Source organism: Alistipes sp. HGB5, from assembly GCF_000183485.2.
In the GTDB taxonomy this organism is placed as follows: domain Bacteria; phylum Bacteroidota; class Bacteroidia; order Bacteroidales; family Rikenellaceae; genus Alistipes; species Alistipes finegoldii.
This window is the reverse complement of record NZ_AENZ01000051.1, coordinates 168,767-194,471: the sequence shown is the minus strand read 5'-3', so window position 1 is coordinate 194,471 and position 25,705 is coordinate 168,767. Positions and strand designations below refer to the sequence as shown.

General features: G+C 61.6%; 15 protein-coding genes. 7 read left to right on the top strand and 8 right to left on the bottom strand.

Going from position 1 to position 25,705, the window contains the following annotated elements; all coding sequences use genetic code 11:
- Positions 1-119 precede the first annotated feature (119 nt).
- The 3 genes from clpX to HMPREF9720_RS08675 all read right to left on the bottom strand — a co-directional run bounded on the left by clpX (position 120) and on the right by HMPREF9720_RS08675 (position 3,623).
- Entirely contained in the window at positions 120-1,397 is a 1,278-nt protein-coding gene (clpX, locus tag HMPREF9720_RS08685) for an ATP-dependent Clp protease ATP-binding subunit ClpX (protein WP_009597780.1), read from the bottom strand.
- Positions 1,397-2,065 carry an ATP-dependent Clp endopeptidase proteolytic subunit ClpP gene (gene clpP, locus HMPREF9720_RS08680; protein WP_009597808.1) on the bottom strand — a complete coding sequence of 223 codons (669 nt, stop codon included), beginning with the start codon at positions 2,063-2,065 and terminating at the stop codon, positions 1,397-1,399. The genes clpX and clpP overlap by 1 nt, the downstream gene beginning before the upstream one ends.
- A 232-nt stretch (positions 2,066-2,297) precedes the next feature.
- Entirely contained in the window at positions 2,298-3,623 is a 1,326-nt protein-coding gene (locus HMPREF9720_RS08675) for a trigger factor (protein WP_009597757.1), read from the bottom strand.
- 329 nt (positions 3,624-3,952) lie between these two features.
- On the opposite strand from HMPREF9720_RS08675, the gene HMPREF9720_RS08670 reads away from it, so the two are divergent.
- The 6 genes from HMPREF9720_RS08670 to HMPREF9720_RS08645 are packed head-to-tail and all read left to right on the top strand — an operon-like array spanning position 3,953 to position 13,860.
- Positions 3,953-4,744, top strand: a complete 792-nt coding sequence (locus HMPREF9720_RS08670) for a glutaminyl-peptide cyclotransferase (RefSeq protein WP_009597823.1) — start codon at positions 3,953-3,955, stop codon at positions 4,742-4,744.
- Positions 4,745-8,356, top strand: a complete 3,612-nt coding sequence (gene metH / locus HMPREF9720_RS08665) for a methionine synthase (protein WP_009597740.1) — start codon at positions 4,745-4,747, stop codon at positions 8,354-8,356. It begins immediately after the preceding gene.
- 58 nt (positions 8,357-8,414) lie between these two features.
- Entirely contained in the window at positions 8,415-9,380 is a 966-nt protein-coding gene (locus HMPREF9720_RS08660) for a methylenetetrahydrofolate reductase (RefSeq protein ID WP_009597798.1), read from the top strand.
- A gap of 5 nt (positions 9,381-9,385) precedes the next feature.
- Positions 9,386-10,498: a M20 family metallopeptidase gene (locus tag HMPREF9720_RS08655; protein ID WP_009597880.1), complete on the top strand. Its 1,113-nt coding sequence runs from the start codon at positions 9,386-9,388 to the stop codon at positions 10,496-10,498.
- On the top strand, positions 10,495-12,726 hold the full coding sequence (gene rnr, locus HMPREF9720_RS08650; protein ID WP_009597806.1) for a ribonuclease R: 2,232 nt from the start codon (positions 10,495-10,497) through the stop codon (positions 12,724-12,726). The genes HMPREF9720_RS08655 and rnr overlap by 4 nt, the downstream gene beginning before the upstream one ends.
- A gap of 3 nt (positions 12,727-12,729) precedes the next feature.
- Positions 12,730-13,860: a CofH family radical SAM protein gene (locus HMPREF9720_RS08645; RefSeq protein ID WP_009597748.1), complete on the top strand. Its 1,131-nt coding sequence runs from the start codon at positions 12,730-12,732 to the stop codon at positions 13,858-13,860.
- A 443-nt stretch (positions 13,861-14,303) separates the two neighbouring features.
- Here HMPREF9720_RS08645 and HMPREF9720_RS08640 read toward each other — a convergent pair whose 3' ends face one another.
- The 4 genes from HMPREF9720_RS08640 to HMPREF9720_RS08625 all read right to left on the bottom strand — a co-directional run bounded on the left by HMPREF9720_RS08640 (position 14,304) and on the right by HMPREF9720_RS08625 (position 19,825).
- Positions 14,304-16,244 carry a glycoside hydrolase family 97 protein gene (locus HMPREF9720_RS08640; protein WP_175282404.1) on the bottom strand — a complete coding sequence of 647 codons (1,941 nt, stop codon included), beginning with the start codon at positions 16,242-16,244 and terminating at the stop codon, positions 14,304-14,306.
- A gap of 69 nt (positions 16,245-16,313) precedes the next feature.
- A complete protein-coding gene (locus tag HMPREF9720_RS08635) occupies positions 16,314-17,876 on the bottom strand; it encodes a glycoside hydrolase family 125 protein (protein ID WP_371416332.1) in 1,563 nt (520 codons plus the stop codon).
- Positions 17,877-17,904: 28 nt separating this feature from the next.
- Positions 17,905-19,095 carry a glycoside hydrolase family 76 protein gene (locus HMPREF9720_RS08630; protein WP_039940269.1) on the bottom strand — a complete coding sequence of 397 codons (1,191 nt, stop codon included), beginning with the start codon at positions 19,093-19,095 and terminating at the stop codon, positions 17,905-17,907.
- A 10-nt stretch (positions 19,096-19,105) separates the two neighbouring features.
- Positions 19,106-19,825: a GDSL-type esterase/lipase family protein gene (locus tag HMPREF9720_RS08625; RefSeq protein WP_009597777.1), complete on the bottom strand. Its 720-nt coding sequence runs from the start codon at positions 19,823-19,825 to the stop codon at positions 19,106-19,108.
- 276 nt (positions 19,826-20,101) lie between these two features.
- Here HMPREF9720_RS08625 and HMPREF9720_RS08620 point away from each other — a divergent pair, with 276 nt between their 5' ends.
- The gene (locus HMPREF9720_RS08620) at positions 20,102-24,160 is read left to right on the top strand and encodes a two-component regulator propeller domain-containing protein (RefSeq protein WP_009597775.1); all 4,059 of its coding nucleotides are present in this window, start codon (positions 20,102-20,104) and stop codon (positions 24,158-24,160) included.
- A 299-nt stretch (positions 24,161-24,459) separates the two neighbouring features.
- On the opposite strand, the gene HMPREF9720_RS08615 is transcribed toward HMPREF9720_RS08620, so the two are convergent.
- On the bottom strand, positions 24,460-25,671 hold the full coding sequence (locus tag HMPREF9720_RS08615) for a glycoside hydrolase family 76 protein (RefSeq protein WP_009597762.1): 1,212 nt from the start codon (positions 25,669-25,671) through the stop codon (positions 24,460-24,462).
- Between the last annotated feature and the right edge of the window lie 34 nt (positions 25,672-25,705).

The window sequence follows — 25,705 nt, the reverse complement described above, 5'->3', positions numbered from 1 at the left end:
TGCGGATATTGTCCGCTACACGCGTTAGTTTGGAATTGGTAGATGACATGAGTATTTAAAGTTTTAAAGTCTTTGTATTAATCAGCGTATCTTCTGCCACAAAAGTAATAAAAAAGATACTACCCAACTTGTTTAAGCTCTAAAATATTTGCTTTTTCTATCTTTTTCTTTGCATATGGCAACGTCACGACGAATTTCCGCGTGTCGGTCGAGGGCAGGTCGAACATCGTGTCCATCATGATCGCCTCGCAGATCGAACGCAGGCCGCGGGCGCCGAGTTTGAACTCGACGGCCTTGTCCACGATGTAATCCAGCACCGCGTCGTCGAACGTAAGCTTGACGTTGTCCAGCTCGAAAAGCCGCTTGTACTGCTTGACGATGGCGTTTTTCGGTTCGGTGAGAATCGACCGCAGGGCTTCGCGCGAGAGGGGCTGCATGTAGGTCAGCACCGGAAGACGCCCCACCAGCTCCGGAATCAGTCCGAACGACTTGAGGTCCTGCGGCGTGATGTACTGCATCAGGTTGTTGCGGTCGATGCGGTCGGCGCGGAGCCGTCCGTACCCCATGGCGCGGGTGTTCAGACGCTGGGCGATCTTCTTCTCCACGCCGTCGAACGCGCCGCCGCAGATGAAGAGGATGTTGCGCGTATCGACCTGAATGAATTTCTGTTCGGGGTGCTTGCGCCCGCCCTGAGGGGGCACGTTGACCACGGTTCCTTCGAGAATCTTCAGCAGGGCCTGCTGCACGCCTTCGCCCGAAACGTCGCGCGTGATCGAAGGGTTGTCGCCCTTGCGGGCGATCTTGTCAATCTCGTCGATGAAGACGATGCCCCGTTCGGCCTGCTCGACGTTGTAGTCGGCGACCTGCAGCAGCCGCGAAAGGATGCTCTCGACATCCTCGCCCACGTAGCCCGCCTCGGTCAGCACCGTGGCGTCCACGATGGTGAAGGGCACCTTCAGCAGTTTGGCGATCGTGCGGGCCATCAGCGTCTTGCCCGTACCCGTGGGTCCCACCAGCACGATATTCGACTTGTCGATCTCTACCTCGTCCTCCTTGGGGGCGTAGAGCAGCCGCTTGTAGTGGTTGTAAACGGCCACGGCCATATAACGCTTGGCGTCGTCCTGACCGATGACATACTGGTCGAGGAAATCCTTGATCTGGGCCGGCTTGAGCAGCTCCTCCATCTTGAGCGGCGCAGCGGCGGCGCTGCCGCCGCGCTCCGAAGCCACGTCGTTCTCGACGATGATCCGGTAGCCGTTCTCAATACATTTGTTGCAGATGTTGGCGCCGTCGATGCCCTGAAACATGATCTCCACGTCGCTGCGCTTGGCGCCGCAGAACGAGCAGCAGTCGCCGCCCGCCCCGTTCTTATGGTTGTTGCCTTTTCCCGATGCCATTATTTCCCGCGTTTGGATAACACTTCGTCGATCAGCCCGTACTCCTTGGCTTCGCGCGCCGAGAGCCAGTAGTCGCGGTCGGCGTCCTTCTCGATCTTCTTGAGCGCGACGCCCGAATGGGCCGAGAGAATCTCGTACAGTTCGCGTTTGGTCTTCATGATCTCGCGTGCCGTGATTTCGATGTCCGAGGCCTGTCCCTGCGCACCGCCCAGCGGCTGGTGGATCATCACCCGCGAATGGGGCAGCGCAGAACGCTTGCCCTTGGCGCCCGCCGTGAGCAGCACGGCGCCCATCGAAGCGGCCAGTCCCGTGCAGATGGTCGCCACGTCGGAATTGACCAGCTGCATCGTGTCGTAAATGCCCAGTCCGGCCGAAACCGAACCGCCGGGCGAGTTGATATAGATCTGAATGTCCTTTTCGGGATCGACCGATTCGAGGAACAGCAGCTGCGCCTGAATGATATTGGCCGCGTCGTCGTAGATCGGCGCGCCGAGGAAGATGATGCGGTCCATCATCAGTCGCGAGAAGACGTCCATCGTGGCGATATTCAGCTGACGCTCTTCGATGATCGTAGGCGACACGTAGGCGCCGCTGACCGACTGGAAATCGTGCAGTTTCAGCGAACTGATCCCGCAGTGTTTCCGTGCGTATTTTTCAAATTCTGACATAATAAATTATCGTAATTGTTATCGTTCGTTATCGTTTGTCGCTATCGCTATCGTTTTTACCGCCGGCCGGCAGCCCGGCATCTCTTATTCGCGGCCCACGGCCGGCTCCGGGCGGGAACTGCGGGCGGGGGACTGTCGCCGAAACGGCGTTTAAAGCTGTATATCGTCAAACAAAAGGACTTTGCAAACATCACGCCTGCAAAGTCCAAAGATAATCTTTTTTCGGCAAATACTAAAGCGCCTTGGCCAATTTGGCGAAATCGTCGGCAGATACGGCTTTTTCCGTCACCTTGATCTTCGACTTCACATCCTCCACGACCTTCACTTCGTACAGCTTCTCGTAGATCTTCTGTCCCTGATCCTTGTCGGCGAGGATCTTCTCGGCATAGCCGGCCAGCATATCTTCGGGAGCCGACGGCATGCCGTACTGCGCGAACTGCGCGGCGGCCAGCGCCTTGGCTTCCGCGAGCGCCTCGTCCTTGGTCACCGTGATATTGTCCTGCTTGATGAAGTGCTTCTGCAGGTAGTTCCACGTGAACATCTTCAGGAACTGGTCGAAGTCCTTGTCGATGTCCTCCATCGAGAACTTGCCTTCGTTGATCGTATACAGCCAGCGTTTGAGGAACGCTTCGGGCATCTTCAGACCGGCTTTCTGCACCAGATAGTCGCGCAGCTGGAGCGTGAAGAGGTAGTCGCTTTCGCGGCGCAGCTCCGGCTCGATGCGCGCGTCGATGAACTTGTCCAGTCCGGCCTCGTCCTTCACCTCGCCACCGGGGAATGCCGTCTTGAAGAACTCCTCGTTCAGCTCAGGTTCGGCGAACTTGCGGATCTTGGTGATTTCGAGCGTGAATTCGGGTTTGATGCCCTCCAGCTCGTTCTCCTTGACCTGCAGCACGGCGGCGCGCTGCGACGGGTTCTTGTAGAGTTCGTTGACATTGACTTCGGTCTTGAAGCCCACCTTCTTGCCGATGAAAGGCTTGCGCTCCTCCTCCGACATCGAGATCAGGCCCACGTAAGCGTCCGCCACGTTCATCTCGCCGTTGTCGAGCGTGACCGACAGCGCCTCGTCCGAAGTCACCTCGTCGGCATCGACCAGACGGCCGTACTGACGCAGGTAGTTGGCGCGGTAGTCGTCGTGCATCTTCTTGTCCACCTTGATCTTGCTGTAGGTCAGCTTATCCTTGTCCGAAAGTTCGAGTTTTATCTCAGGAGCCTCGCCGATTTCGAACACGAATTCGAACTCCTTGCCGTTCTCGAAATCGAAATCGCCCTGCTCTTCCGAAGGAATCACGTCGCCCAAGTAGTCGATGTTCTCCTTCTGGAGATACTCGAACACCGAGTTCGAGGCGGTGCGGTAGGCCTGCTCGGCCAGCACGCCCTTGCCGTACATCTTCTTGACGAGACCCATGGGCACCATGCCGGGGCGGAAACCAGGAATATTGGCCTTGCGCCTGTATTCGCGCAACTCTTTCTCGACGGCTTGGCCGTAATCCTCTTCGCCCACCGTTACCTTGAGCAGCGAATTGTTCTCTTCGCGTTGTTCTCTTACGATCTTCATAATGAATGCTTTCTATATTGTTATTGTCTTATTTCCGAAATCGGCTCGCAAAGATAGCGATTTTCGCGGACAAACCAATATTTTTTCTAAAATATAGTGTATTGCAGCCGGCGGCGGCAAACTCCGCAAAGGCTGTTTTCGGAAAATGCGCAGGCATCCGAAAACGCGGGTAAATGCAAAGATAGTCAAAAAATTCGTCATATGGCGGGTTTTTCCTATCTTTGCGGAGGATAAACCTCCGCTCAGACAGGCGGCGTCCGGCCCGGCCGAATAAATTCGCTTCCGTTTCCGGCTCGCGCTGTCTTTGCTGACGAATTCACAAGAAAGAGATGAGAAAGTTCGCTACCGTTCTGCTGTCGGGACTGCTGCTGGCTTCGTGCGGCGGCAATCAGGTCCGGGCCAAACGCCCCGCGGCGCCGGCGGAACCCAAGGAATACACCTACGGCGTCCGGGCGGTCCACCCGCACCCGGCGACCAGCTATACGCAGGGCCTGCAATACGCCGACGGCCGTTTGTGGGAAGGCACGGGCCAGCACGGCGAATCGGTCGTGCAGACGCTCGACCTCGCGACGGGCCGCGCGGAGGTCTTCGCACGTCTTCCCAAGGAGGACTTCGGCGAAGGGATCGCCCTCTTGGACGGCAAGGTCTACCAGCTCACGTGGCAGTCGAACAAAGCCTATGTCTACGACGCCCGGACGGGAGAGAAAATCAGGGAGTTCCGCTATCCCGGCGAGGGCTGGGGCCTCACGACCGACGGGAAGAAGCTCTACATGTCGGACGGCACGGCAAACATCTACACGCTCGACCCGGCCACCTTCAAACGCGAAAAGCGTACCACGGTGACGCTCCGGGGCGAGACGCTCAACTTCCTCAACGAGCTGGAGTGGATCGACGGCAAGATATGGGCCAACGTCTACACCACCGACCAAATCGTCATCATCGACCCGGCGACGGGCGCGGTGGAGGGGATCGTCGATCTGACGGGGCTGCTGCCCGAAGAGGACGTGACCCCGGCGACCGACGTGCTCAACGGCATCGCATACGACGCGGCCGGAGGGCGCATCCTCGTCACGGGCAAGAACTGGAACAAACTGTTTGAAATCGAAATCAGAGAGAAATAAATGGCCGACATATACGAACAACTCGAATCCCGCATCCTGCTGCTCGACGGCGGCTTCGGCACCATGGTCCAGCAGTACGGACTGACAGAAGAGGACTACCGGGGCGAACGGTTCCGCGAGTGGCCCGCGCTGCTCAAGGGGTGCAACGACCTGCTGGCCCTGACGCGGCCCGAAGCGGTGCGCGAAATCCACGTCAAATACCTGCAGGCGGGGGCCGACATCATCGAAACCGACTCGTTCAATGCCAACGCCGTATCGCTGGCCGATTACGGACTGGAGGCGTATGCCTACGAAATGTCGCGTGCGGCGGCGGCCGTGGCCCGCAGCGCGGCCGACGAATTCACGGCCCGCAACCCGCAGAAACCCCGCTTCGTGGCGGGTTCGATGGGGCCCACCAACCGCACGGCCTCGATGTCGGCCGACGTGGCGAACCCCGCGGCCCGCGAAGTGACTTTCGCACAACTCGTCGAAGCCTACACCGATCAGGCGCGGGGACTGCTGGACGGCGGAGCCGACATCCTGCTGGTCGAGACCATCTTCGACACGCTCAACGCCAAGGCGGCCCTCTACGCGATCGACGCGCTGGCCGAAAAACTCGGCCGCACGATCCGCGTCATGGCGTCGGGCACGCTGGCCGACGCCAGCGGCCGCACCCTGTCGGGACAGACCGTCGAGGCCTTCTGCACCTCGCTGTCGCACGCGCAGCTGCTCTCCCTCGGCCTGAACTGCGCCTACGGAGCCAAACAGCTGCTGCCCTACCTCGAACGGCTGGCCGAAACGGCCCCGTTGCGTATCTCGGCGCACCCCAACGCCGGACTTCCCAACGTCATGGGCGGCTACGACGAGACCCCGGAGATGTTCGCCGAGGACGTGGGCGAATACATGCGCCGCGGACTGGTCAATATCGTCGGCGGATGCTGCGGCACGACGCCCGCGCATATCTTCGAACTTTCGAAAATCGCCTGCAACTATGCCCCGCGCCCCGTTCCGGCGCCGCGCCGCGTCACGACGCTGAGCGGACTGGAGCCGCTGCGCATCGCGCCCGAAACCAATTTCGTCAACGTCGGCGAGCGCACCAACGTCGCAGGCTCGGCCAAATTCGCCCGCCTGATCCGCGAGGGCAATTACGAAGAGGCCCTGTCGGTAGCCCGTGCGCAGGTCGATGCGGGGGCGCAGATCGTCGACGTCTGCATGGACGACGGCATGATCGACGGCGTCGAAGCCATGCGCACATTCCTCAACCTGATGGCCTCGGAGCCGGAAATCGCCCGCGTGCCGACGATGATCGACTCCTCGAAATGGGAGGTGCTCGCGGCGGGTCTGGAGGTCACGCAGGGCAAGGCCGTGGTCAATTCGATCTCGCTCAAGGAGGGCGAAGCCGAATTCCTGCGCCGCGCACGGGAGATACACCGCTACGGAGCCGCCGCGGTGGTGATGCTCTTCGACGAGCAGGGACAGGCCGACACCTGCGAGCGCAAGATCGAGGTGGCCTCACGCGCCTACCGCCTGCTGACCGACGCGGGATTCCCCGCCGAAGACATCATCTTCGACCCCAACATACTGGCCGTGGCGACGGGAATTCCCGAACACGACGGCTACGCCAAAGCCTTTATCGACGCGACGCGCTGGATCAAGGAAAACCTGCCTTACGCAAAGGTGTCGGGCGGCGTGTCGAACCTCTCGTTCGCCTTCCGCGGCAACAACGCCGTGCGCGAAGCGATGCACTCGGCGTTCCTCTACCACGCCATCCGCGCGGGCATGGACATGGGCATCGTCAACCCGCAAATGGTGAAGATATACAGCGAGATCGAACCCGAACTGCTCCAACGCGTCGAGGACGTGATCCTCTGCCGCCGGGCCGACGCCGCCGAACGGCTCACCGAATATGCGCAGCAGGTGCGCACCACGGCCGAAACCCAGCCGCAGGCCCCCGACGCATGGCGCGCGGGAACGCTCGCCGAGCGGATCGGCCACGCCATGCTCAAGGGCGTAGCGGACTACATCGAGCAGGACGCGCTGGAGGGCTACGAAGCCCTCGGAACGCCGATGGCCGTGATCGACACCCTGCTGATGCCCGCCATGGAGCGGGTCGGCACGCTCTTCGGCGAGGGTAAGATGTTCCTGCCGCAGGTCGTGAAGACCGCCCGCGTGATGAAGCGCGCCGTAGCGGCCCTGACCCCCTACATCGAGCAAGGCGGCGCCCAGACCCCGCACAACGCGGGCAAGGTGCTGATCGCCACGGTCAAAGGCGACGTACACGACATCGGCAAGAATATCGTGGCAGTCGTGATGGCCTGCAACGGATACGAGATAAAGGACCTCGGCGTGATGGTCGAGTCGCAGCGGATCGTCGAAGAGGCCGTAGCGTGGGGCGCCGACTGCATCTGTCTGAGCGGCCTGATCACCCCGTCGCTCGACGAGATGGCCCACGTCTGCGAGGAGCTGGAACGCCGCGCACTGCGCCTTCCGGTCATCATCGGCGGCGCGACGACCTCGAACCTGCATACCGCCGTGAAGATCGCCCCGGTCTATTCGGGATTGGTGATACACTCGCCCAACGCCAGCCGCAACAGCCAGATTCTGGCGCAGCTGCTCGGTCCCGACGGCCAGCTGTACGCCGACAAGGTCCGCGCCGACCAGCAGGCGCTGCGCAGCGACTACCTGCGCGCCGAACGCACCCGGAACCTGATTCCGATCGTCGAGGTCCGCAAGACCCGCAAAGGCGCCGCCCCGCACCTGCCCGTCGAGCCGCTGCACCCCGGCCGCATGGTCTTCCCCGACTTCGACGTCGCCGACGCCGAACCCTATATCGACTGGAGCTTCTTCTTCGCGGCATGGGGTCTCAAGGGACGCTATCCCGAAATCCTCGACCACCCCGAAAAAGGCGCCGAAGCGCGCAAGGTCTTCGCCGACGCCGAGGCCCTGCTGGCCCGCATCCGCGACGAGCGGCTGCTCACGCTGCAGGCCGCCGTGGGGATCTTCCCGGCGCGCGCAGAGGGCGACGACATCTGGATCACCGACCAGAAAGGCCGCGAACGCCGGCTGGCGATGCTCCGCAACCAGACGCGCGGGGAGGAGAACCGCTCGCTGGCGGACTGCATCGCGCCGCACAGCGACTGGATCGGCTGTTTCGCCGTCACCGCCGGCATCGGACTCAGGGAACTCTGCGAAAAATTCCGCGCCGAGGGCGACGACTACGGCGCCATCATGGCCAAACTGCTGGCCGACCGGCTCACCGAAGCCTTCGCCGAAGCCGTGCACACGTTCGTGCGGCGGCAGATGTGGGGTTACGAAACGGGCGAGCCGCTCACGCCGCAGCAGACCGTCCGCGGCCAGTACCGCGGCCGCCGCATGGCCTTCGGCTATCCCGCGTCGCCCGACCATTCGCTCAAGCGCGAGGTCTTCGACCTGCTGTCGGTCGAAATGACGACGGGCATGAAGCTCACCGAGAATTACATGATCGATCCCGGCGAAGCGCTCTGCGGACTGATGTTCGCCGACGCCGACTACTTCTCCGTAGGCACGATCGACACCAAGCAGCTGCTCGACTACGCCCGGCGGCGCGGCATGGAGGTCGAAGAGATCAAGAAACTGATACCCAATAATATTTAACGCGCGGGAACGCCCCGGCGGCCCCGCCCGCCGAACCAAAGCAACAACAGACCGAACCATGAATGTTCTGGACATAATCAATACGGCCATCGCCGAACACCGCACGCGCTTCGCGTTCGAACTGCTCCCGCCCCTCAAGGGCGACGGCATGGGCGGCGTATTCGCGGCCATCGACCGGCTCATCGGATTCGACCCGGCCTACATCAACGTCACCTTCCACCGCGAGGGAATCAAGCAGTCCGTGCGTCCGGACGGAGGCATCGACTGGCACGTGGTGCGCCGCCGTCCCGGCACGGTGGGCATCTCGGCCGCCATTCAGAAGAAGTACGGCGTCGAAGTCGTGCCGCACCTGATCTGCGGCGGACAGTCGAAATACGACATCGAAGACGCGCTGATCGACCTCGACTTCCTCGGCCTGCACAACGTACTGGCGCTCAGGGGCGACAAATCGCAGAACGAGAAGTTCTTCATGCCCCACCCGCAGGGCCATTCGCACGCCGTGGACCTCGTGCGGCAGATCGCGGCCATGAACCGCGGCGAATTCGTGGACGGCGAGGTCGAGGAGTGCCACCACTCGAAATTCTCGATCGGCGTGGCCGGCTACCCCGAAGGGCACGAAGAGTCCCCCTCGCCCGAAGCCGACATCGCCGCCCTCAAGGCGAAGATCGACGCCGGAGCCGGGTACATCGTCACACAGCTCTTCTACGACAACGCCCGCTTTTTCGACTTCGTGCGCCGCTGCCGCGAAGCGGGCATCGCGGTGCCGATCATCCCCGGCATCAAACCCCTCTCGACACTGCGCCACCTGACGCTGCTGCCGCAGACCTTCGGCTGCCGCATTCCCGAAGAGCTGGAACGCGAAGTCCTGCGCCACCGGGAGGACCCGAAGGCGATCCGCGAAGTCGGCACCGAATGGGCCGTCGCCCAGAGCCGGGAGCTGAAACAGGCCGGAGTCCCCGTACTGCACTACTACCCGATGGGCAAGGCCGACAATATCATCAAGATAGCAAAAGCGATATTTTAACTGAAATGAATCCCATCCAATTCCGCCGTCACCTGCACATGCACCCCGAACTGTCGTTCAGGGAGCACGACACGGCGGCCTTTATCTCCGCCCGGCTCTCGGAGCTGGGCATCGAGCACCGTCCCATAGCCGGAACGGGCGTGCTGGCTAAGATCGAAGGCCGCGGCAAAGCCGACCCCAAACGCCGGGCCGTGGTACTGCGCGCCGACATCGACGCCCTGCCGATCGACGAGCGGAACGACGCAGACTGGAGCTCCCGCAACCAAGGGGTCATGCACGCCTGCGGCCACGACATGCACGCCGCGGTGCTGTTCGGCGTGTTGCAGCAGCTGGCCGCCGAGCCGGATTTCCGCGGCACGATCTTCGGGCTGTTCCAGCCGGGCGAGGAGTGCAATCCGGGCGGTGCGTCGCTGGTGCTGGCCGAAAATCCGTTCGAAGGCTACGACGTCCGGGCCGTGGTCGGCGAACACGTCGAGCCGCAGCTCGAAGTCGGGACGCTCGGATTCCGCGCCGGCAAATACATGGCCGCAAGCGACGAACTGCGCTTCACGGTGCACGGGACGGGCGGCCACGGGGCCATGCGCCCGCAACTCAAGGATCCGGTGGCGGCCGCCGCAGAGTTCGTGACGCGGCTCGTGGCGCTCAACCACGAAGAGTGCGTGCTCTCGATCGGCCGCGTGGAAGCCGGGGGCGCCACCAACATCGTGCCCGATCAGGTCTATCTCGAAGGCACGCTTCGCACCTTCGACGAGCGCGAGCGCGAAATCATCCACAAACGCATCCGCAACTTCGCCGCGGACATCGACAAGCGCCACGGCGTGCGGACCGACGTCGATATCAGCCGGGGCTACCCCTGCGTAGTGAACGACGCCGCGCTGGTCAAGCATGCGGCGGCGCTGGCCGCGGAAGCCGGACTGCGGGTCAAAATGCTGCCGCTGCGCACCACGGCGGAGGATTTCGGCTTCTACTGTACCAAATATCCGTCGCTGTTCTACCGGCTGGGCGTGGGCGCCGCGGCCGGACAGCCCCATACGGCGACGTTCAACCCCGACGAAGGGGCCATCGACACGGGCATAGACTACATGAAACGTCTCGCCCTCCAAATTCTGAAGAAATGAAAAAGCAATCACAAAAGAACCGTCCCGCAAGGGGCGCGAAAAACACGGATCGGGCGGTAGTCATCCTGAGTCTCTTCCGTGAATTCCCCAATAATAAATTCTCGCTCAAACACCTCGCGTCGGCTTCGGGCGGCGCGACGAAAGAGGGACGCCGCGAGACGTTCGAAATACTGGGACGCCTGCACGACGAAGGCATCGTCGAAGAGTGCGCCCGCGAGAAATACCGGCTCACGCACAAGCACCTGCCCCACTTCGAAGGCATCGCCGACATGACGGCGAGCGGTTCGATATACGTACGGGTCGAGGGCGAGGAGAACGATATTTTCGTCAACCAGCGCAACACGGCCAACGCCCTGAACGGCGACCGCGTGGAGGTGGTGGCCATCCACCGCGGCCGCGACGGGAAACTCGAAGGCGAAATCACGCGCATCGTCGAGCGCAGCCGCAAACCCTATGTCGGCGTGGCCGAGGTGGGCGCGCACCAGATCTTCGTGCGGGCCGACTCGCGCCGCATGCCGATGGACATCTACCTCTCGAAAAAGCAATACCCCGACGTGAAAGACGGCGAAAAGGTCGTGGTCCGCATCGCCGACTGGGCCGAAGGCAGCAAAAGCCCCGTGGGCGAGCTGGTCGAACGGCTCGGCATGGCGGGCAACAACGACACGGAGATGCACGCCATTCTGGCCGAATACGAGCTGCCCTACCGCTTCGACCCCGAAATCGAGCAGGCAGCGGAGGCCATCGACGGCAGCATCACCGCCAAGGAGATCGCCGCACGCCGCGACTTCAGGCAGGTGACGACCTTCACGGTAGACCCGGCCGACGCCAAGGACTTCGACGACGCGCTTTCGGTGCGCAGGGTCCGGGACGGCATCTGGGAGATCGGCGTGCATATCGCCGACGTGACCCACTACGTGCGCCCCCAATCGACGATCGACGACGAAGCCGTCGAACGCGGCACCTCGGTCTATCTGGTGGACCGCACCGTGCCGATGCTGCCCGAACGGCTTTCGAACGAGCTTTGTTCGCTCCGCCCGCACGAAACGAGTCTCTGTTTCTCGGCGGTCTTCACCCTCAACGAGAACCTCGACATCCTCGAAGAGTGGTTCGGCCGCACGGTGATCTACTCCGACCGCCGCTTCACCTATGCCGAGGCGCAGGAGGTGATCGAGACGGGCCGCGGCGACTATGCCGAAGAGATCCTGACGCTCAACAGGCTGGCGCAGGCGCTTCGCCGGCAACGGTTCAAGAACGGCGCGATCAGCTTCGACCGCGAAGAGGTGAAATTCAAACTCGACGAGACAGGCAAACCGCTGGGCGTCTATTTCAAGGAGCAGAAGGAATCGAACCAGATGATCGAGGAGTTCATGCTGCTGGCCAACCGCCGCGTCGCGGAGTTCTGCGGCAAGCGCAAGACCGACAAGGGCCGCACCGTCGAACGTCCGATGGTTTACCGCGTCCACGACTCGCCGAGCGAGGAGAAGCTGGACCGCTTCCGGCAGTTCATCCTCCGCTTCGGACATATCTTCAAGGCCACCAAGGGCCGCGCCATAGCCAAGGAGCTGAACAAGCTTTTCGCCCAGATCAAGGGCACGACCGAGGAGAACGCCGTATCGACGATGGCCGTGCGGTCGATGGCCAAGGCGTATTACACGACCGACAACATCGGCCACTACGGACTGGCATTCCCCTATTACACGCACTTCACCTCGCCCATCCGCCGCTACCCCGACATGATGGTCCACCGCCTGCTGGCGCGCTATCTCGCCGACGGCAAGGCGGCCGACAAGGCGATGCTCGAAGATTTGTGCTTCCGCGCTTCGGAACGCGAAGTCATCGCCGCCGAAGCCGAGCGCGCGTCGATCAAGTACAAGATGGTCGAATTCATGAAGGAGCGCATCGGCGAAGAGTTCGAAGGACATATTTCGGGACTCACCGAGTGGGGAATCTATGTCGAGCTGGACGAGACCCATATCGAGGGCATGTCGTTCCTGCGCGACATCGACGGCGACTTCTTCCAGTTCGACGAGCCCAACTACCAGATCATCGGCCGCTCGACGGGCCGCCGCATGACGCTGGGCGACGCCGTGCGCATCCGCGTCAAACGCGCCGACCTGCAGAAACGCCAGCTCGATTTCGAGGTGCTGCTCGACGGACTCCGCACCCCGGCGCCCGCCGAAGGGCAGGGACCGCAGGTACGCCGCAGCAACCGCCGCAAAAACCGATAGGCCGTGCAGCGCATCTACGACAAATGCCGGCGGCGGGAGCCGCTCTCGCGCGAAGAAGCCTACCGGCTCTACGACGAAGCCCCGCTGCAGGAGCTGGCGCTGGTGGCCGACGAGGTGCGCCGCGCCGTGGTTCCCGATCCTCAGGTCGTGACGTGGCAGATCGACCGCAACGTCAACATCACCAACGTCTGCATTTCGGGCTGCAAGTTCTGCAACTTCCACTGCAAACCCCACCAGACCGACCGGGCGTTCATCACCACGATGGAGCAGTACTGCGAAAAAATCGACCGCACGCTCCGTCTGGGCGGCGACCAGCTGCTGTTGCAGGGCGGCCTGCACCCCGGACTGAAGATCGACTTCTACGAACGGCTGTTCAGCGGGTTGAAATCGCGCTACCCTTCGCTGCGGCTGCATGCGCTGGGCGCGCCCGAAGTGGCGCATATCGCCCGCATAAGCGGGCTGACGACGCTCGAAACCCTGCGCCGCCTGATGGCCGCGGGACTGGATTCGCTGCCGGGCGCAGGAGCCGAGATGCTCGATTCAGACGTGCGCCGGGCCATCTCCCCCGCCAAACCTTCGGTCGAGAAGTGGCTCGACGTGATGCACGAAGCCCACTGCCTGAATCTGCCGACCTCGGCGACGATGATGTACGGGCACGTCGAGACGCCGCACCAGCGCATCGACCACCTGCTGCGCATCCGCGACCTGCAGACCCGCTGTCCCGAAGGCAATTACGGCTTCATCGCCTTCATCCCGTGGATTTTCCGTTCGACGGGCACCGAGCTGGAACGGCAGGGCGTGGAAACCCGCTTTTCGCCGCTCGAATACCTGCGCATCATCGCCGTGAGCCGGCTGATGCTGCACAATATCCCCAACATTCAGGCTTCGTGGCTCACCGTGGGCAAGGCCACGGCACAGGCGGCCCTGCACAGCGGAGCCAACGACATGGGGTCGATCATGATCGAAGAGAACGTCGTATCGTCGGCCGGGGCGCACAACAGTTTCGACGCCGAAGGCATTCAGTCCGCCATCCGCGAAGCGGGCTTCATCCCGCGCCTGCGGGACCAGCTCTACCGGATGCGGGAATATGCGCCGCAAACCGGGGAACTTGCGACATCGCTTCAAGACGCCTAACGGCGCATCACGCCGCAGTGCCCAAGCACCTGCCGCGGCGCAGTATACACCACCGCAACGGCAACAGCCGCACTATTATACGGCGCGGCCACAACACAATGCGGTCGTATCCGGTACGCGCCCGCAGCATCTGCAAGTCGCCGCAAAATGCGTCCCGCGGCAACGCACGCCTGCGAAACGAATCACCGCCTAAACGGCGCGGCCACAACACAATGCGGCCGTATCCGGTACGCGCCCGCATCATCTGCAAGTCGCCGCAAAATGCGTCCCGCGGCAACGCATGCCTGCAAAACGAATCGCCGCAGAACGCGCACACACTACAAAGTAAAAGGAGATGCTTTTCGGCATCTCCTTTTTCATAATCCACGTCTCCGGACACGGAGCCAAAGCCCCGCAACCGCCATAAGCCCAAATGCAGGAAAGGGTTGAAAAATCCCGCCCCGCTATTCGATCACGGCCGCCCAGCCGCCGTTGCGCACCATCTCCACCTTCACGACGGTCGAAGCGTCCACCTCGCGCACCCGTTTTCTGTAGTCCGTGGCCTGCAGGTCGGCATTCACCCCGTCCTCGAACGAAGTCATCGTAAAGGTACGGCCCGCAGGCAGGAAGTCGAGCGCGATTTCGGTCGTATAGGGCCGGTCGTTCGTAATGCCGCCCACGTACCACTTGTCGCCCTTGCGGCGCGCCACGACGACCTCACGGCCGCATGCGGCGTGCAGGACGCGCAGGCTGTCCCACGTGGTGGGAACCGCGGCGAGAAACTCCGTGCAGGGATGCTCGCGGCGGTAGAGCACCGGATTGTCGGCGAGCATCTGCAGCGGGCTTTCGAAAACCACGTAGAGCGCCATCTGGTAGGCGCGCGTACCCGTTCCCATCGGATTGGCCCCCGTCGAACGGTTGTCCTCAGGCTGCGCCGAGAACATCGAGCCGGGCGTGAAGTCCATCGGTCCTACGGCATTGCGGATAAAGGGCAGCCAGTTGCTGTTTTCGGGCTTGCAGCGGGCCCCCTGCTCCATGCCGAGCACCCCCTCGTAGGTGAGCAGGTTGGGATAGGTGCGGTAAAGCCCCTTGGGTGTATAGGAGCCGTGCATATCGACGAAAAGGCGGTGCCGGGCGGCGCACTTCATCACCCGTTCGTAATAGCCGACCATCCACTGGTCGCTGCGGTCCATGAAGTCGATCTTCACTCCGGGAATCCCCCACTCCTCCAGCGTCGCGAAGAGCCGGTCCATGTCCTTCTCGACCGCCAACCACGTCAGCCAAAGTACGATCTGCACGTTGCGCTCCCGGCCGTAGGCGATCAGCTCCTGCAGATCGAGATCGGGATTGGGATGGAAGACGTCGGTCGTCGAAGCCGACCAGCCCTCGTCCATGATGATATAGGGAATACCGTATCGGGCGGCGAAGTCGATGTAGTAACGGTAGGACTCGGTATTGCGCCCGGCCCGGAAATCGACGCCCGTCAGGCGCATGCCGTTCCACCAGTCCCAGCTGACCAGCCCCGGTTTCACCCACTCCCAGTCGGCGTCGGCCGCAGGTTCGGCGAGCAGCCAGACCAGCTCGTTCTCCAGCAGGGCGGCGTCCTTTTCCGCAACGACCGCCACACGCCACGGGAAGGTGCGCGTTCCTTGGGTGCGGGCGATATACGGCTCCTCCGCGACGATCTTCAGACTGCGGTCGCCGGCGGGGGCATACTCCTTGGGCACACGCGGAAACAGCGATTCAAAGCCGCCCGCGCCGTCGCCCCGGACGAACATGCAGGGGTAATCGCGCACGTCGGATTCGGCCAGCAGCACTTTCTTACCGCCGGGCATGCCGACCAGCACGGGCAGGTAGCTCATGCGGTCCGCCGAATCGTATTCCGCCGTCGCCACACGGGTATAAGGCTCCTCGTACATCGACCGGAAGCCGTCCACCTCGGAAAGCCACGCTTCGCTTCCGGCGGGAAATCCCAGCCGGCACGCCTCGCCCATGACCTCGACCTCGCCCGGAAGCGACGTCACGAAACGGTAGGCCGCACCGTCGTCGAACAGCCGGAACTCCACGGCGTAACCGCCTGCGAAATTGAGCCGCACGGCGTTGTAACGGTTGCGCACCGAAGCGTTCTTGGTCGGATTGCGCCGTTCGAGCACCTCGTCGGCCGACGAACGCTTCACGCTCCGCAGGCGGGGCTTTTCGCCCAGCGTCCTGTCGGCAAGCGTCAGTGACAGCGTACAGTTTTCCAATATCTTGTCCTCCCCGGACCAAAGGCCGTAAGTGATCCGGTCCGCGACATCGACCGCAAGTCGGAGATTTCCGCCGGGCGACGCGGCCTCGACGGTTTTGGCTTCGGCGGCGCAGGCCAACGTCAGCGCGCACAACAGCGTGAATAATCGTTTCATCATCATTCGGGATTAGCGGAGCGTCATAAAAAAAGAGGGCCGCAGTCAGACCGCGACCCTCCGTAAATTAACCTATTTAACCTCTATCGAATTCAGCAAATCGGTCTTGCCCTCGTTCACCAGCTTGAGAATCAGCTCGCCGAACAGCGTGTTCTGCCATGCGAACCACGAGCGGGTGAAGTCCGCGGGATCGTTCACGTTGAACGACTCGTGCATGAAGCCCGTTCCGGCGTCGGTGGTCATCAGCATCTCGACGCAGCGTTTGATCTCGGCGTCGTCCTGCGACGTGAAAGCCTTCATCATAATGCTCATCGGCCATGCCATGTCGTAACCGATATGCGGCCCCCCGATGCCCTCGCCCGCCGTACCGCGGAAGAAGTAGGGGTTCGCCTCGCTCCACACGAAACGGCGCGTATTCTGGTAGATCGGATCGTTCACGTCCATATCGCCCAGATAAGGCATCGCCAGCAGGCTCGGCACGTTGGCGTCGTCCATCAGGAAGCGGTTGCCGAAACCGTCCACCTCGAATGCGTAGATCGTGCCGAATTCGGGATGATTGTAAGTCGCATACTTCTTGAGCGCGGTCTCGACCTCGGCGGCCAGCGCGGTGCACTCGGCGGCCAGCGCCGGCTCGTCGTTCACCTTGGTCAGAATCTCGGCGGCCTTGCGCAGCGAAGTCACGGCGAAGAAGTTCGACGGCACGAGGAACAGGAACGTCGTGGCGTCGTCCGAAGGACGGAACACCGAAGCGATCAGCCCCACGGGGTTCACCGGATTGCCCTTGCCCGCATTGCAGACCGTGTCGAGCTGACGGTCGGTCACACGCATGAAGGTGTAAGGACCCAGTCCCTCCTTGCGCTGCTGCTCGCGGAAGGTCTTCAGGATATTCTTGATGGCGGCCATCCAGTGCTCGTCGAAAACCGAAGCGTCGCCCGTCGTCAGCCAGTACTGATAAGCCAGCCGCAGCGGGTAGCAGAGCGAGTCGATCTCCCACTTGCGCTCGTGGAGTTCGGGGCGCATCTCGGTCTGGTCGCTCATCCACTGGTGGTCGGGATTCGGATCGTAGGGATCGAGGAATGCGTTGGCGTAGGGATCGAGTTCGATGCACTTGAACTGGCGGCGGATAACGCCCGCCAGCATGCTGCGCAGGTGCTCGTCCTTATTGGCCAGCTGGAGATAGGGCCACACCTGCGCACCGGAGTCGCGGAGCCACATGGCATGGATATCGCCCGTATAAACGATCGTATCGTCCTTGCCGTTGGCGTCCTTGCGGGCGCGGACCGTCGTGTCGAGCGTATTGGGGAAGCAGTTCTCGAACATCCACGCCAGCTTGGCGTTGGTCAGCACACCCTTGATGCGGGCGATCTCCTGTTCCACGGCTTCCGAGCGGAACAGACGTTCGGCTTCGGCGGGACGGTTCGTCGCGGCATATGCGGCCGGCGTCTGCGCTTTGGTCTTCTTGCCGGGCTTGGCCATACGCGTATTGTCGGCAGGCATCGGAGCTGCGGCTTCGCGCGCAGCGGGCTGCGGGGCTTCGGCGGGAGCGGAAAGGCTCACCGTGCGGGCCGAGACGCCCTCTGCGGCGCACACCACGGCGGCCGCAAGGCAGATGTTAAGGATTTTCTTCATTTTCATTTTGTTGCAATGTGTAAGTTGAGTATGGTTATTTTGTCTGGTCCAGTTTCACGCCGCTCATGCGTCCGTACATCTCGGCCATGGCGCCCTGCGTCAGCAGCCACTTCTCGGACTGCTTGTCCGCCCCCGTAAAGTCGGTCTCGAACAGCCCCTGCGCATCGCGGGCATGCTCCCACGCATAGTCGAGCGTGCGCTGCACGTCGCCGAGGTAAGCCGCATTGCCGTCGATGGCGTAGAGTTCGGCCAGTCCGCGCACCATCACCGCCGAGAACCACACGTTGCCCTTGTTGATGATGCGGAAGGTCTCGCCGCCTTGGGGCGTGAACTCCCCGAAGAAGCGGTCGTAGCAGGCCGCCGCCGTACGCTGGGCGTCTTTCAGGTAGCTTTCGTCGCCCGTCGCCTTGTAGAGCAGCGCCCCGGCCTGCACCATCTGTCCGCTGTTGTAGGCGAACTTCGCGCGGCCGATCCTGCCGTCGAGGCCGATGTTGTCGAAATAAAGGCCGTCTTCGGGATCGAGCAGGTGTTTCTTGGTCCAAGCGTAGAGCGCCTTGCCCTGCGCGAGATAGCGTTCGTCGCCCGTGGCGGCGTAGAGTTTCAGCGCGTAGACCGTACCGGGAGCGTTCGAGCAGGTATTCTTCGAATGTTTCTGCTGTTCGCACCAGTAGATGCCGCCGCCCAGCACGTCGTCCGTGCCGCTCTCGATGAATTTCCAGATCATCTCGGCTTCGGCGAGGTACTTTTTGTCGCCCGTGGCTTCGTAGATATCGCAGAAATCAATGCCCAGCCAGACATTGTCGTCGTAAAAGCGGTCCGAAGCGGAGGCCGTATTGATATAGGAGGCATAGGCCGCGGGCATGCGCGTCGTGTCGAGGTATTCGGCCAGCCCCGGCAGTACGCGCCCGTCGAGCACGCTGCGGTACGACGCGTCGGCTTCGAGAATCGTATTCACGGCCGAGAGGGTTCCCGAAAAGGGCCAGAGGTAGGAATAGGGATTGGGGCGCGCCTGATCCGCCGAAGCGAGGTAGCTCGCCGTATAATCCACATTGAACGGATAGTTCTCGCGCAGCAGGCGGTTTTCGGCCACGCCGTAATGCGCGTATATCGAATCGAGCGTCGCCTTTGCGCGATCGAGATTGCGGGCGTCGCACGCCGCGCCGCCGTTGTTGCAGCAAGCCGCGAAAACAGACGCGGCAAAAGCCATAATAAGCAGTTTCTTCATCATTTATCGGTTATTTTGCAGGCAATACGGTTGTATACCATGTTTTCTGAACGCCGAGCGCCCGGTTGATGCCTTCGACGACCAGCGACTCCATCCGCAAATAGCCGGAAAGAACCGGATGACAGCCGTCTTGGGAGAGCTCTTCGGACATTCCGCCGCTGCCGTTATCGAGCGCCCGATGGTAATCCACATAGGGAATCTTCTGCTCCGCGGCATAGCGTTCCAGCATCGTATTGAGTCGTCGGACCTCCTCGGCAGGCTCCATTTCGGGCCGCCACGAGAAGCGGTCGCAGGGCAGCAACGAACAAAGCACCACCTTGATCCCGTTGTAGCGGGCCAGATCGCACATCGAGACGATGTTGCCGAAGACGTTTTCGAGTTCTATGGGGCCGTTGTTCCGCGCGATGTCGTTGATGCCCGCCAGAATGACCACGACTTGGGGTTTCAGGTCGATCACGTCGCTGCGGAAACGGGCGAGCATCTGGACGGTCGTCTGCCCGCTGATACCGCGGTCGAGGAAACCGTTCTGTTCGAAGAAATCGGGATCGACGCGAATCCAGCTGTCGGTGATGGAATTGCCCATGAAGACCACCTCGACGGGCCGGTCCAATACGGCATTCTGAAGTTCATAACGTCCGTACTGCGCCCAGTCCACCGGTCCATCGGCACGAAGCGCCGCGACGGAGAAAAGAGCCAGCGACAAGAGTACGATTTTTTTCATGCAGGTCATACGGGTTTCGGGTTTTCGCTAACAAAATTAGAAAACGCCGGGGAATCGGCAGTCCGTATCCATGAAGAAATAGTACAGATACGTGCCAAACACTCCTGAACAGGCATTTTCACGCTTCCGGCCCCGCATATCGGGGCGTCGGGTCCGGTTTTGCAACCGCAAAAATACGATTTTTGTCTGTTTTCTGGACTTTTCGACACAATATTTATCCGATTTAAGCCGTATTTTGCATAAATTTGCACAAAAGAGTTCAAACCTACCTAACCGACAGTTCCCATGACACGAAAACCCGGTCTCGTCTGGCTGCTCCTGCTGTTCTGTACGGCAGTCCGCGCCAGCAACCTGCGGCAGATATCGAGCCGCGAAGGGATATCAAACAACGCCATACTTTCGCTGGCTCAGGACAAACACGGATTCATCTGGGTCGGAAGCTGCGACGGCCTGAATATGTGGGACGGAGAGCGGATGCGGCTCTTCCCGAACGACTGGGGCGGAGAGACTCCGCTGTCAGGAAATCTCATCGAGGAGATCGCCGTCACCACGGACTCGCTCTTCTGGATCCGCACCAACTACGGACTGGACCTCTTCGACCCCGACAGCAAGCGGGTCGAACGCCATGCGGACTTCCAAGGAATGTACAAAATCGTGACACGGCGCAGCGACGAGGTGCTCGTCGTCACGCAGGACAACAAATTCAGCTGTTACGACCCGGCGGCGCGCCGGTTCAGCTCCGTACAGCCCATGTCCGGCATCGACTACGCCGACATCCTCGACATGCAGCTGGACGACGACGGCGCCCTGTGGGTATTCTCCCGCAAAGGAATCTTCCGCATACCGGTCGCATTCCCGGACAAAAACAACGACCGGATCGGCATCGAACAGCCCGAACGGTTCCCCACGGTCTCGAATCCCGAATACGCGTTCGCCGAAAACGGCAGCGGCTTCTTCATCGACGAAAATCACATATTCTACGAATTCGACATCCGGGAGCGCCGCCTGATCTACAACAAGGACATGAGCGACGAGATGGCACGCATGGGCAGCGTGTCGAGCATCGTCCGCGACGGCGGCGACTACATCGTCTCATTCTATACCAACGGCGTCATACGGCTGCGCACCACGCCCGAACAGAGCGTGAAATACGCCACCGAGCACATCAACATCCCCTGCGGCGTCTTTTCGCTGCTGCGCGACGCCCGGCAGGAGATCGTATGGATCGGCACCGACGGACAGGGACTCTACCAGCATACGCGCAACGCCACGGCGTTCCGCTCGATCACCTTCAACCAACTGCCCTACAACCTCTCGAAACCCGTCCGCGCGCTCTACATCGACGACGAGCGGACGCTCTGGGTCGGAACCAAAGGCGAAGGCATCCTGCGCATCGCCGACTTCTACGACCGCAAGGAGTTCACCCCGGCGCATGTGCAACAGCTCACGACCGGCAACAGCGAGCTGCTCGACAATTCGGTCTACGCCTTTGCCCGCAGCAGACGCAACCTGCTCTGGATCGGCACCGACGGCGAAGGACTGAACTACTATTCGTACGGCGACCGGCGCATCCGCACGCTCCGCACCCCGGCGCCGCTCAAATACATACACGCCCTGTACGAGACTTCGCCCGACACGCTGTGGGTGGCCACGGTGGGCTGCGGCGTATTCCGCGTGACGCTGGGCGGCACGGCGTCGCAGCCCTCGATACGCGGGGTCGAGCAACTGCATTTCAACGACGAACTGGAGATCAAGAACTTCTTCTTCACGCTCTACCCCGAAAACGGTTCGGCGATGTGGTTCGGCAACCGCGGCGGCGGCGCGGTCCGCTACGACATCGCAGGCGGCGGCAGCGAAGTCTTCAAGTTCGACGCGGGGCGCAGCGCCATCGCCAACGACATCTTCGCCATCCACCGCAGCGGCGACGGCACCATGTGGTTCGGCACCAGCGGCGGGCTGATCGAATTCCGGCGGGATTCGACCTCGCACGTTCCGGGCATCCGCAACACCGTGCACGGCATTCTCGAAGACCGCAAGGGCGACCTCTGGCTGAGCACCAACCGCGGTCTGGTGCAGTACTCGCCCCACACGGGCTACGTGGTGACCTACGGCTATTCGTACGGACTGAACACCATCGAATACAGCGACGGGGCCTGTTTCGCCGACCCGCGGACGGGCACCCTCTTCTTCGGCGGCATCGACGGACTGGTGACCATCGAGGATACGGGCTTCCGCGAGCAGGAGTACAATCCCCCGATGCTGTTCCGCGACATCCGGCTCAACGACGGCATCCGCAACATCGGCGACATGCTCTCCCGCGACGGCGTGCTGACGCTCAGACACGGACAGCGCATCTTCGAGATCACGGTCTCGGCGCTCGACTACGTGAACGGCAGCAACTACAGCTATTACAGCCGTCTGGACGGCTACAACGACCAGTGGGCCGGCGCGTCGTCGCAACTCTCGTTCGCCGATCTGCCGGCCGGCACCTACCGGCTCGACGTGCGTTACCGCAACAACATTACCGGGGCCGAAAGTCCGGTCTATTCGCTGCCGATACGTCTCAAACCGGCGTGGTATGCGACCGCGGCGGCCAAATGTCTCTACGTGCTGTTGCTGCTGGCCGTAGTCGGGGGCGTCATCCGCCATTACCTGCTCCGCTACCGACGCCGTCGCGCCGAGAAGCTGCAGCGGCTCGAAATCCGCCGCAAGGAGGAGGTCTATGAATCGAAGATGCGCTTCTTCTCGAACATCACGCAGGAGCTGTCAATGCCGCTGACGATGATCTCCGCTCCCTGCCAGCAGATACTCGCCTACCGCAAGGCGGACCCCTATGTGCTCAAATACGCGCAGACCATACGGCAGAACGTCTCGAAGCTCCACGACCTGATCTACATGCTCCACGAGTTCCGCGGCATCCGCACGGGGCAGAACGACGAAAGCGAAAACATCGAGCTGGTTCCCGTGGCCGAAATCGCGCAGAGCATGGTCGAGACCTTCGGCGAATATTCGCAGCAGAACAGCATCCACTGCCAGCTGGACATCGAGCGCAACCTCGTGTGGCCGACCGACCGCGACGGACTTTCGACGATCCTCAACACACTGCTGTCCAATGCCTTCAAGCATACGCCCTACAACGGCGCCGTAAGTCTCACGATCCGCAGCGACAACGGCAAGCTCCTCATCTCGGCCTCCAACGACAGCGTGGGCGTCAATCTCGAAGACATCGAAGCGATTTTCGACCGCTACCGCGTACTCGACTATTTCGAACGCAAGAGCGAGCGCGGTCTCTCGTTTCAGGGCGACCTGCGTCTGGCGATCTGCCACAGCATCGTGGTCCGCATGCAGGGCGAAATCAAGGTCGAAAGCACTCCCAACGCGCAGACGACCTTCACCGTACTGCTGCCGCAACTGAAAGTCACGGCCGAAAACGCCCCGACCGCAGACAACATCGTGCCCGCGTCCAAAGAATACGGACTGCCCCTGCCGACCGTGACGCGGCGCGAATTCCCGTTCGACAAAAACCGCAGGACGGTGTTCATCGTCAACGACAATTCGGAGATCATGAATTTCGTGGCCGAGCTTTTCGCCGCGGACTACAACATCAAAATGCCGTCGGGCAAAACCGAGATGATCGAGCTGCTCAAGCAGATGCACCCCGACATCGTCATCTGCGACGCCCTCTCCGAGCAGTCCGACTGCCTGTCGCTCATCCAGTTCATCAAGCAGGGCAAGCTGACCTCGCACATCCCGGTCATCCTGCTCTCGACGGCCCAGCAGATCGACGAGCGCATCAAGGGCGTGGAGTCAGGCGCGGACATCTGCCTGACGCTTCCGTTCAACGTCGAATACCTCAAAGCCGTGGCCGAGCAGCTGCTCCGCCGCAACCGGTCGCTCAAGGACTATTACAAGTCCTCGATCAGCGCCTTCGAGCTTTCCGACGGGCGCATGCTCCATCAGGACGACAAGGAGTTCATCGACCGGATGCTGAAGATCATCAACGACAACATCTCCAACACGGAGATCTCGACCAAATTCATCGCCGACGAACTGGGCGTAAGCATCCGCAACCTCTACCGACGGCTGGAGGGCATCCTCAACCAGACGCCGACCAACATCATCAAGGAGTACCGGCTGGCCAAGGCCGAACAGCTGCTCACGACCACGAAGCTCTCGATCGACGAGATCATCTACAAGGCGGGCTTCGTAAACCGGGGCACCTTCTTCAAATGCTTCTCCGCCAAATACGGCTGCACGCCCAAAGTCTACCGCAAGGAGAAACTCTCGCAGATCCGTCAGGAAGTGGGCGAAGAGAGCGAAGATGCCGCAGACCGGTCGGCGTAACGTCCGGCGGAGTCCGGCATAGTATCCGGCGAAGTTCCGGCATGACAGCGGCCACAGTCACGACACGGCATCCGGCGGAGCTCCGGCATAACAGCCGCCACAGCTACGACACGGCATCCGGCGAGGCTTCGGCATAACAGCCGCCACAGTCATGACATCACATCCGGCGAGGCTCCGGCATAACAGCCGCCACAGCCACGACACGGAATCCGGCATAACATCCGGCGGAGCAGATCAAACGAAGAAAGAGCGGGCCGAAACCCGCTCTTTCTCTTTGCCTGTCCTGAGGACCTTGCGCCCTACTCGATCAGCAGCGCCATGGCCTCGATCATCGTCGAAGCGCTGACCTGCTCGTTCAGACGGCCGTCCCACGAAGATCCCGGCTCGCCCCAGAATCCGCCGAAGAACCACTTCGATCCCTCCGACTTGTCCACGCCGTCGCGCCAGCAGACCAGCCCGTTGTAGATCAGGAACTCCTCGATCTCCCGGCGCAGCCCCGCATCTGCCTTATCGACCGAAGCGTCCTTCCAGACGTTCATCGCATAGCGGACGAAAATCCCCTTGAAAAGCGCATTGTCGCCCGAACCTTCGTTGTTCAGCACCCCGTTGGTCACCATCGACTTCATGGTGTAACGCGCCGCGCGCGCGGCGTCGGTCATGTATTTGGCGTCGCCCGTGGCCTTGTAAAGCTCGTGCGCGGCGCCCATGAACGTACCCTGATTATAGGTCAGCGCGCCGCCATTGATCACGCCGTTCTTCATGTTGTCGGACACGGCGCCCGTCAGCGGATTGTAGAGCGTCGAGCTGAGCCAGTTGTAAATCTTCTTCGCATCGGCCAGATACTGATCCCTCTCGGCTCCTTTGGGGCTGTTGGCCCACAGGCGCATGGCGCAGAGGGCGCCCGGACCGTTCGAGCAGGCGTTCTTGCTGTTCTCGGCGTCGAAGCTCCAGCGGATGCCGCCGCCGTTCTCGTCTTCGGTCCAGCGGGCGATCACCGTCTCCTCGTAGGTCTTGCGAGCGGCGGCGAGGTACTTCTGTACTCCGGTAGCCTCGTACATGCGGATCAGCGTCAGGATGATCCACTCCGAGTCGTCGGTGTAGGCATTGCCGAAACCGTAAGTTCCCCAATAGCTGTTGCCGTAGTTGTTGCCCTTGTTCTCGTACCATTTGGACATGTAGCCGGCATAGGTGTCGCGGCGGGCGTCGCCTTCGGGAATACGCAGGTAAGCGTCTATGAGCACGTCCATCGCATGAGCCTGCGGCCAGTAGCAGTAGGTCGATTCGTTCGTGCGGTCCTGATCGGTATACCAGAATGTGCCGCGGTCGGTATTCATGAAATTCTCGATCAGCTTCTCGTCGATCTTGTCGGCATGGGCGGTCCAGTCCTCCCCGTAAGCGGGTTCGAGCTTCTCGGCCGGATCCACCACCTCTTTGCCGTAGTATTTGTCGTCCACCTCGCAGGCTCCCAGCAGGGTCGCCGTGGCGGTAAGCGCTAAAATGTATTTTTTCATAAGTCTGTCGTTTTTTACCGGGGGGGGGCACGCC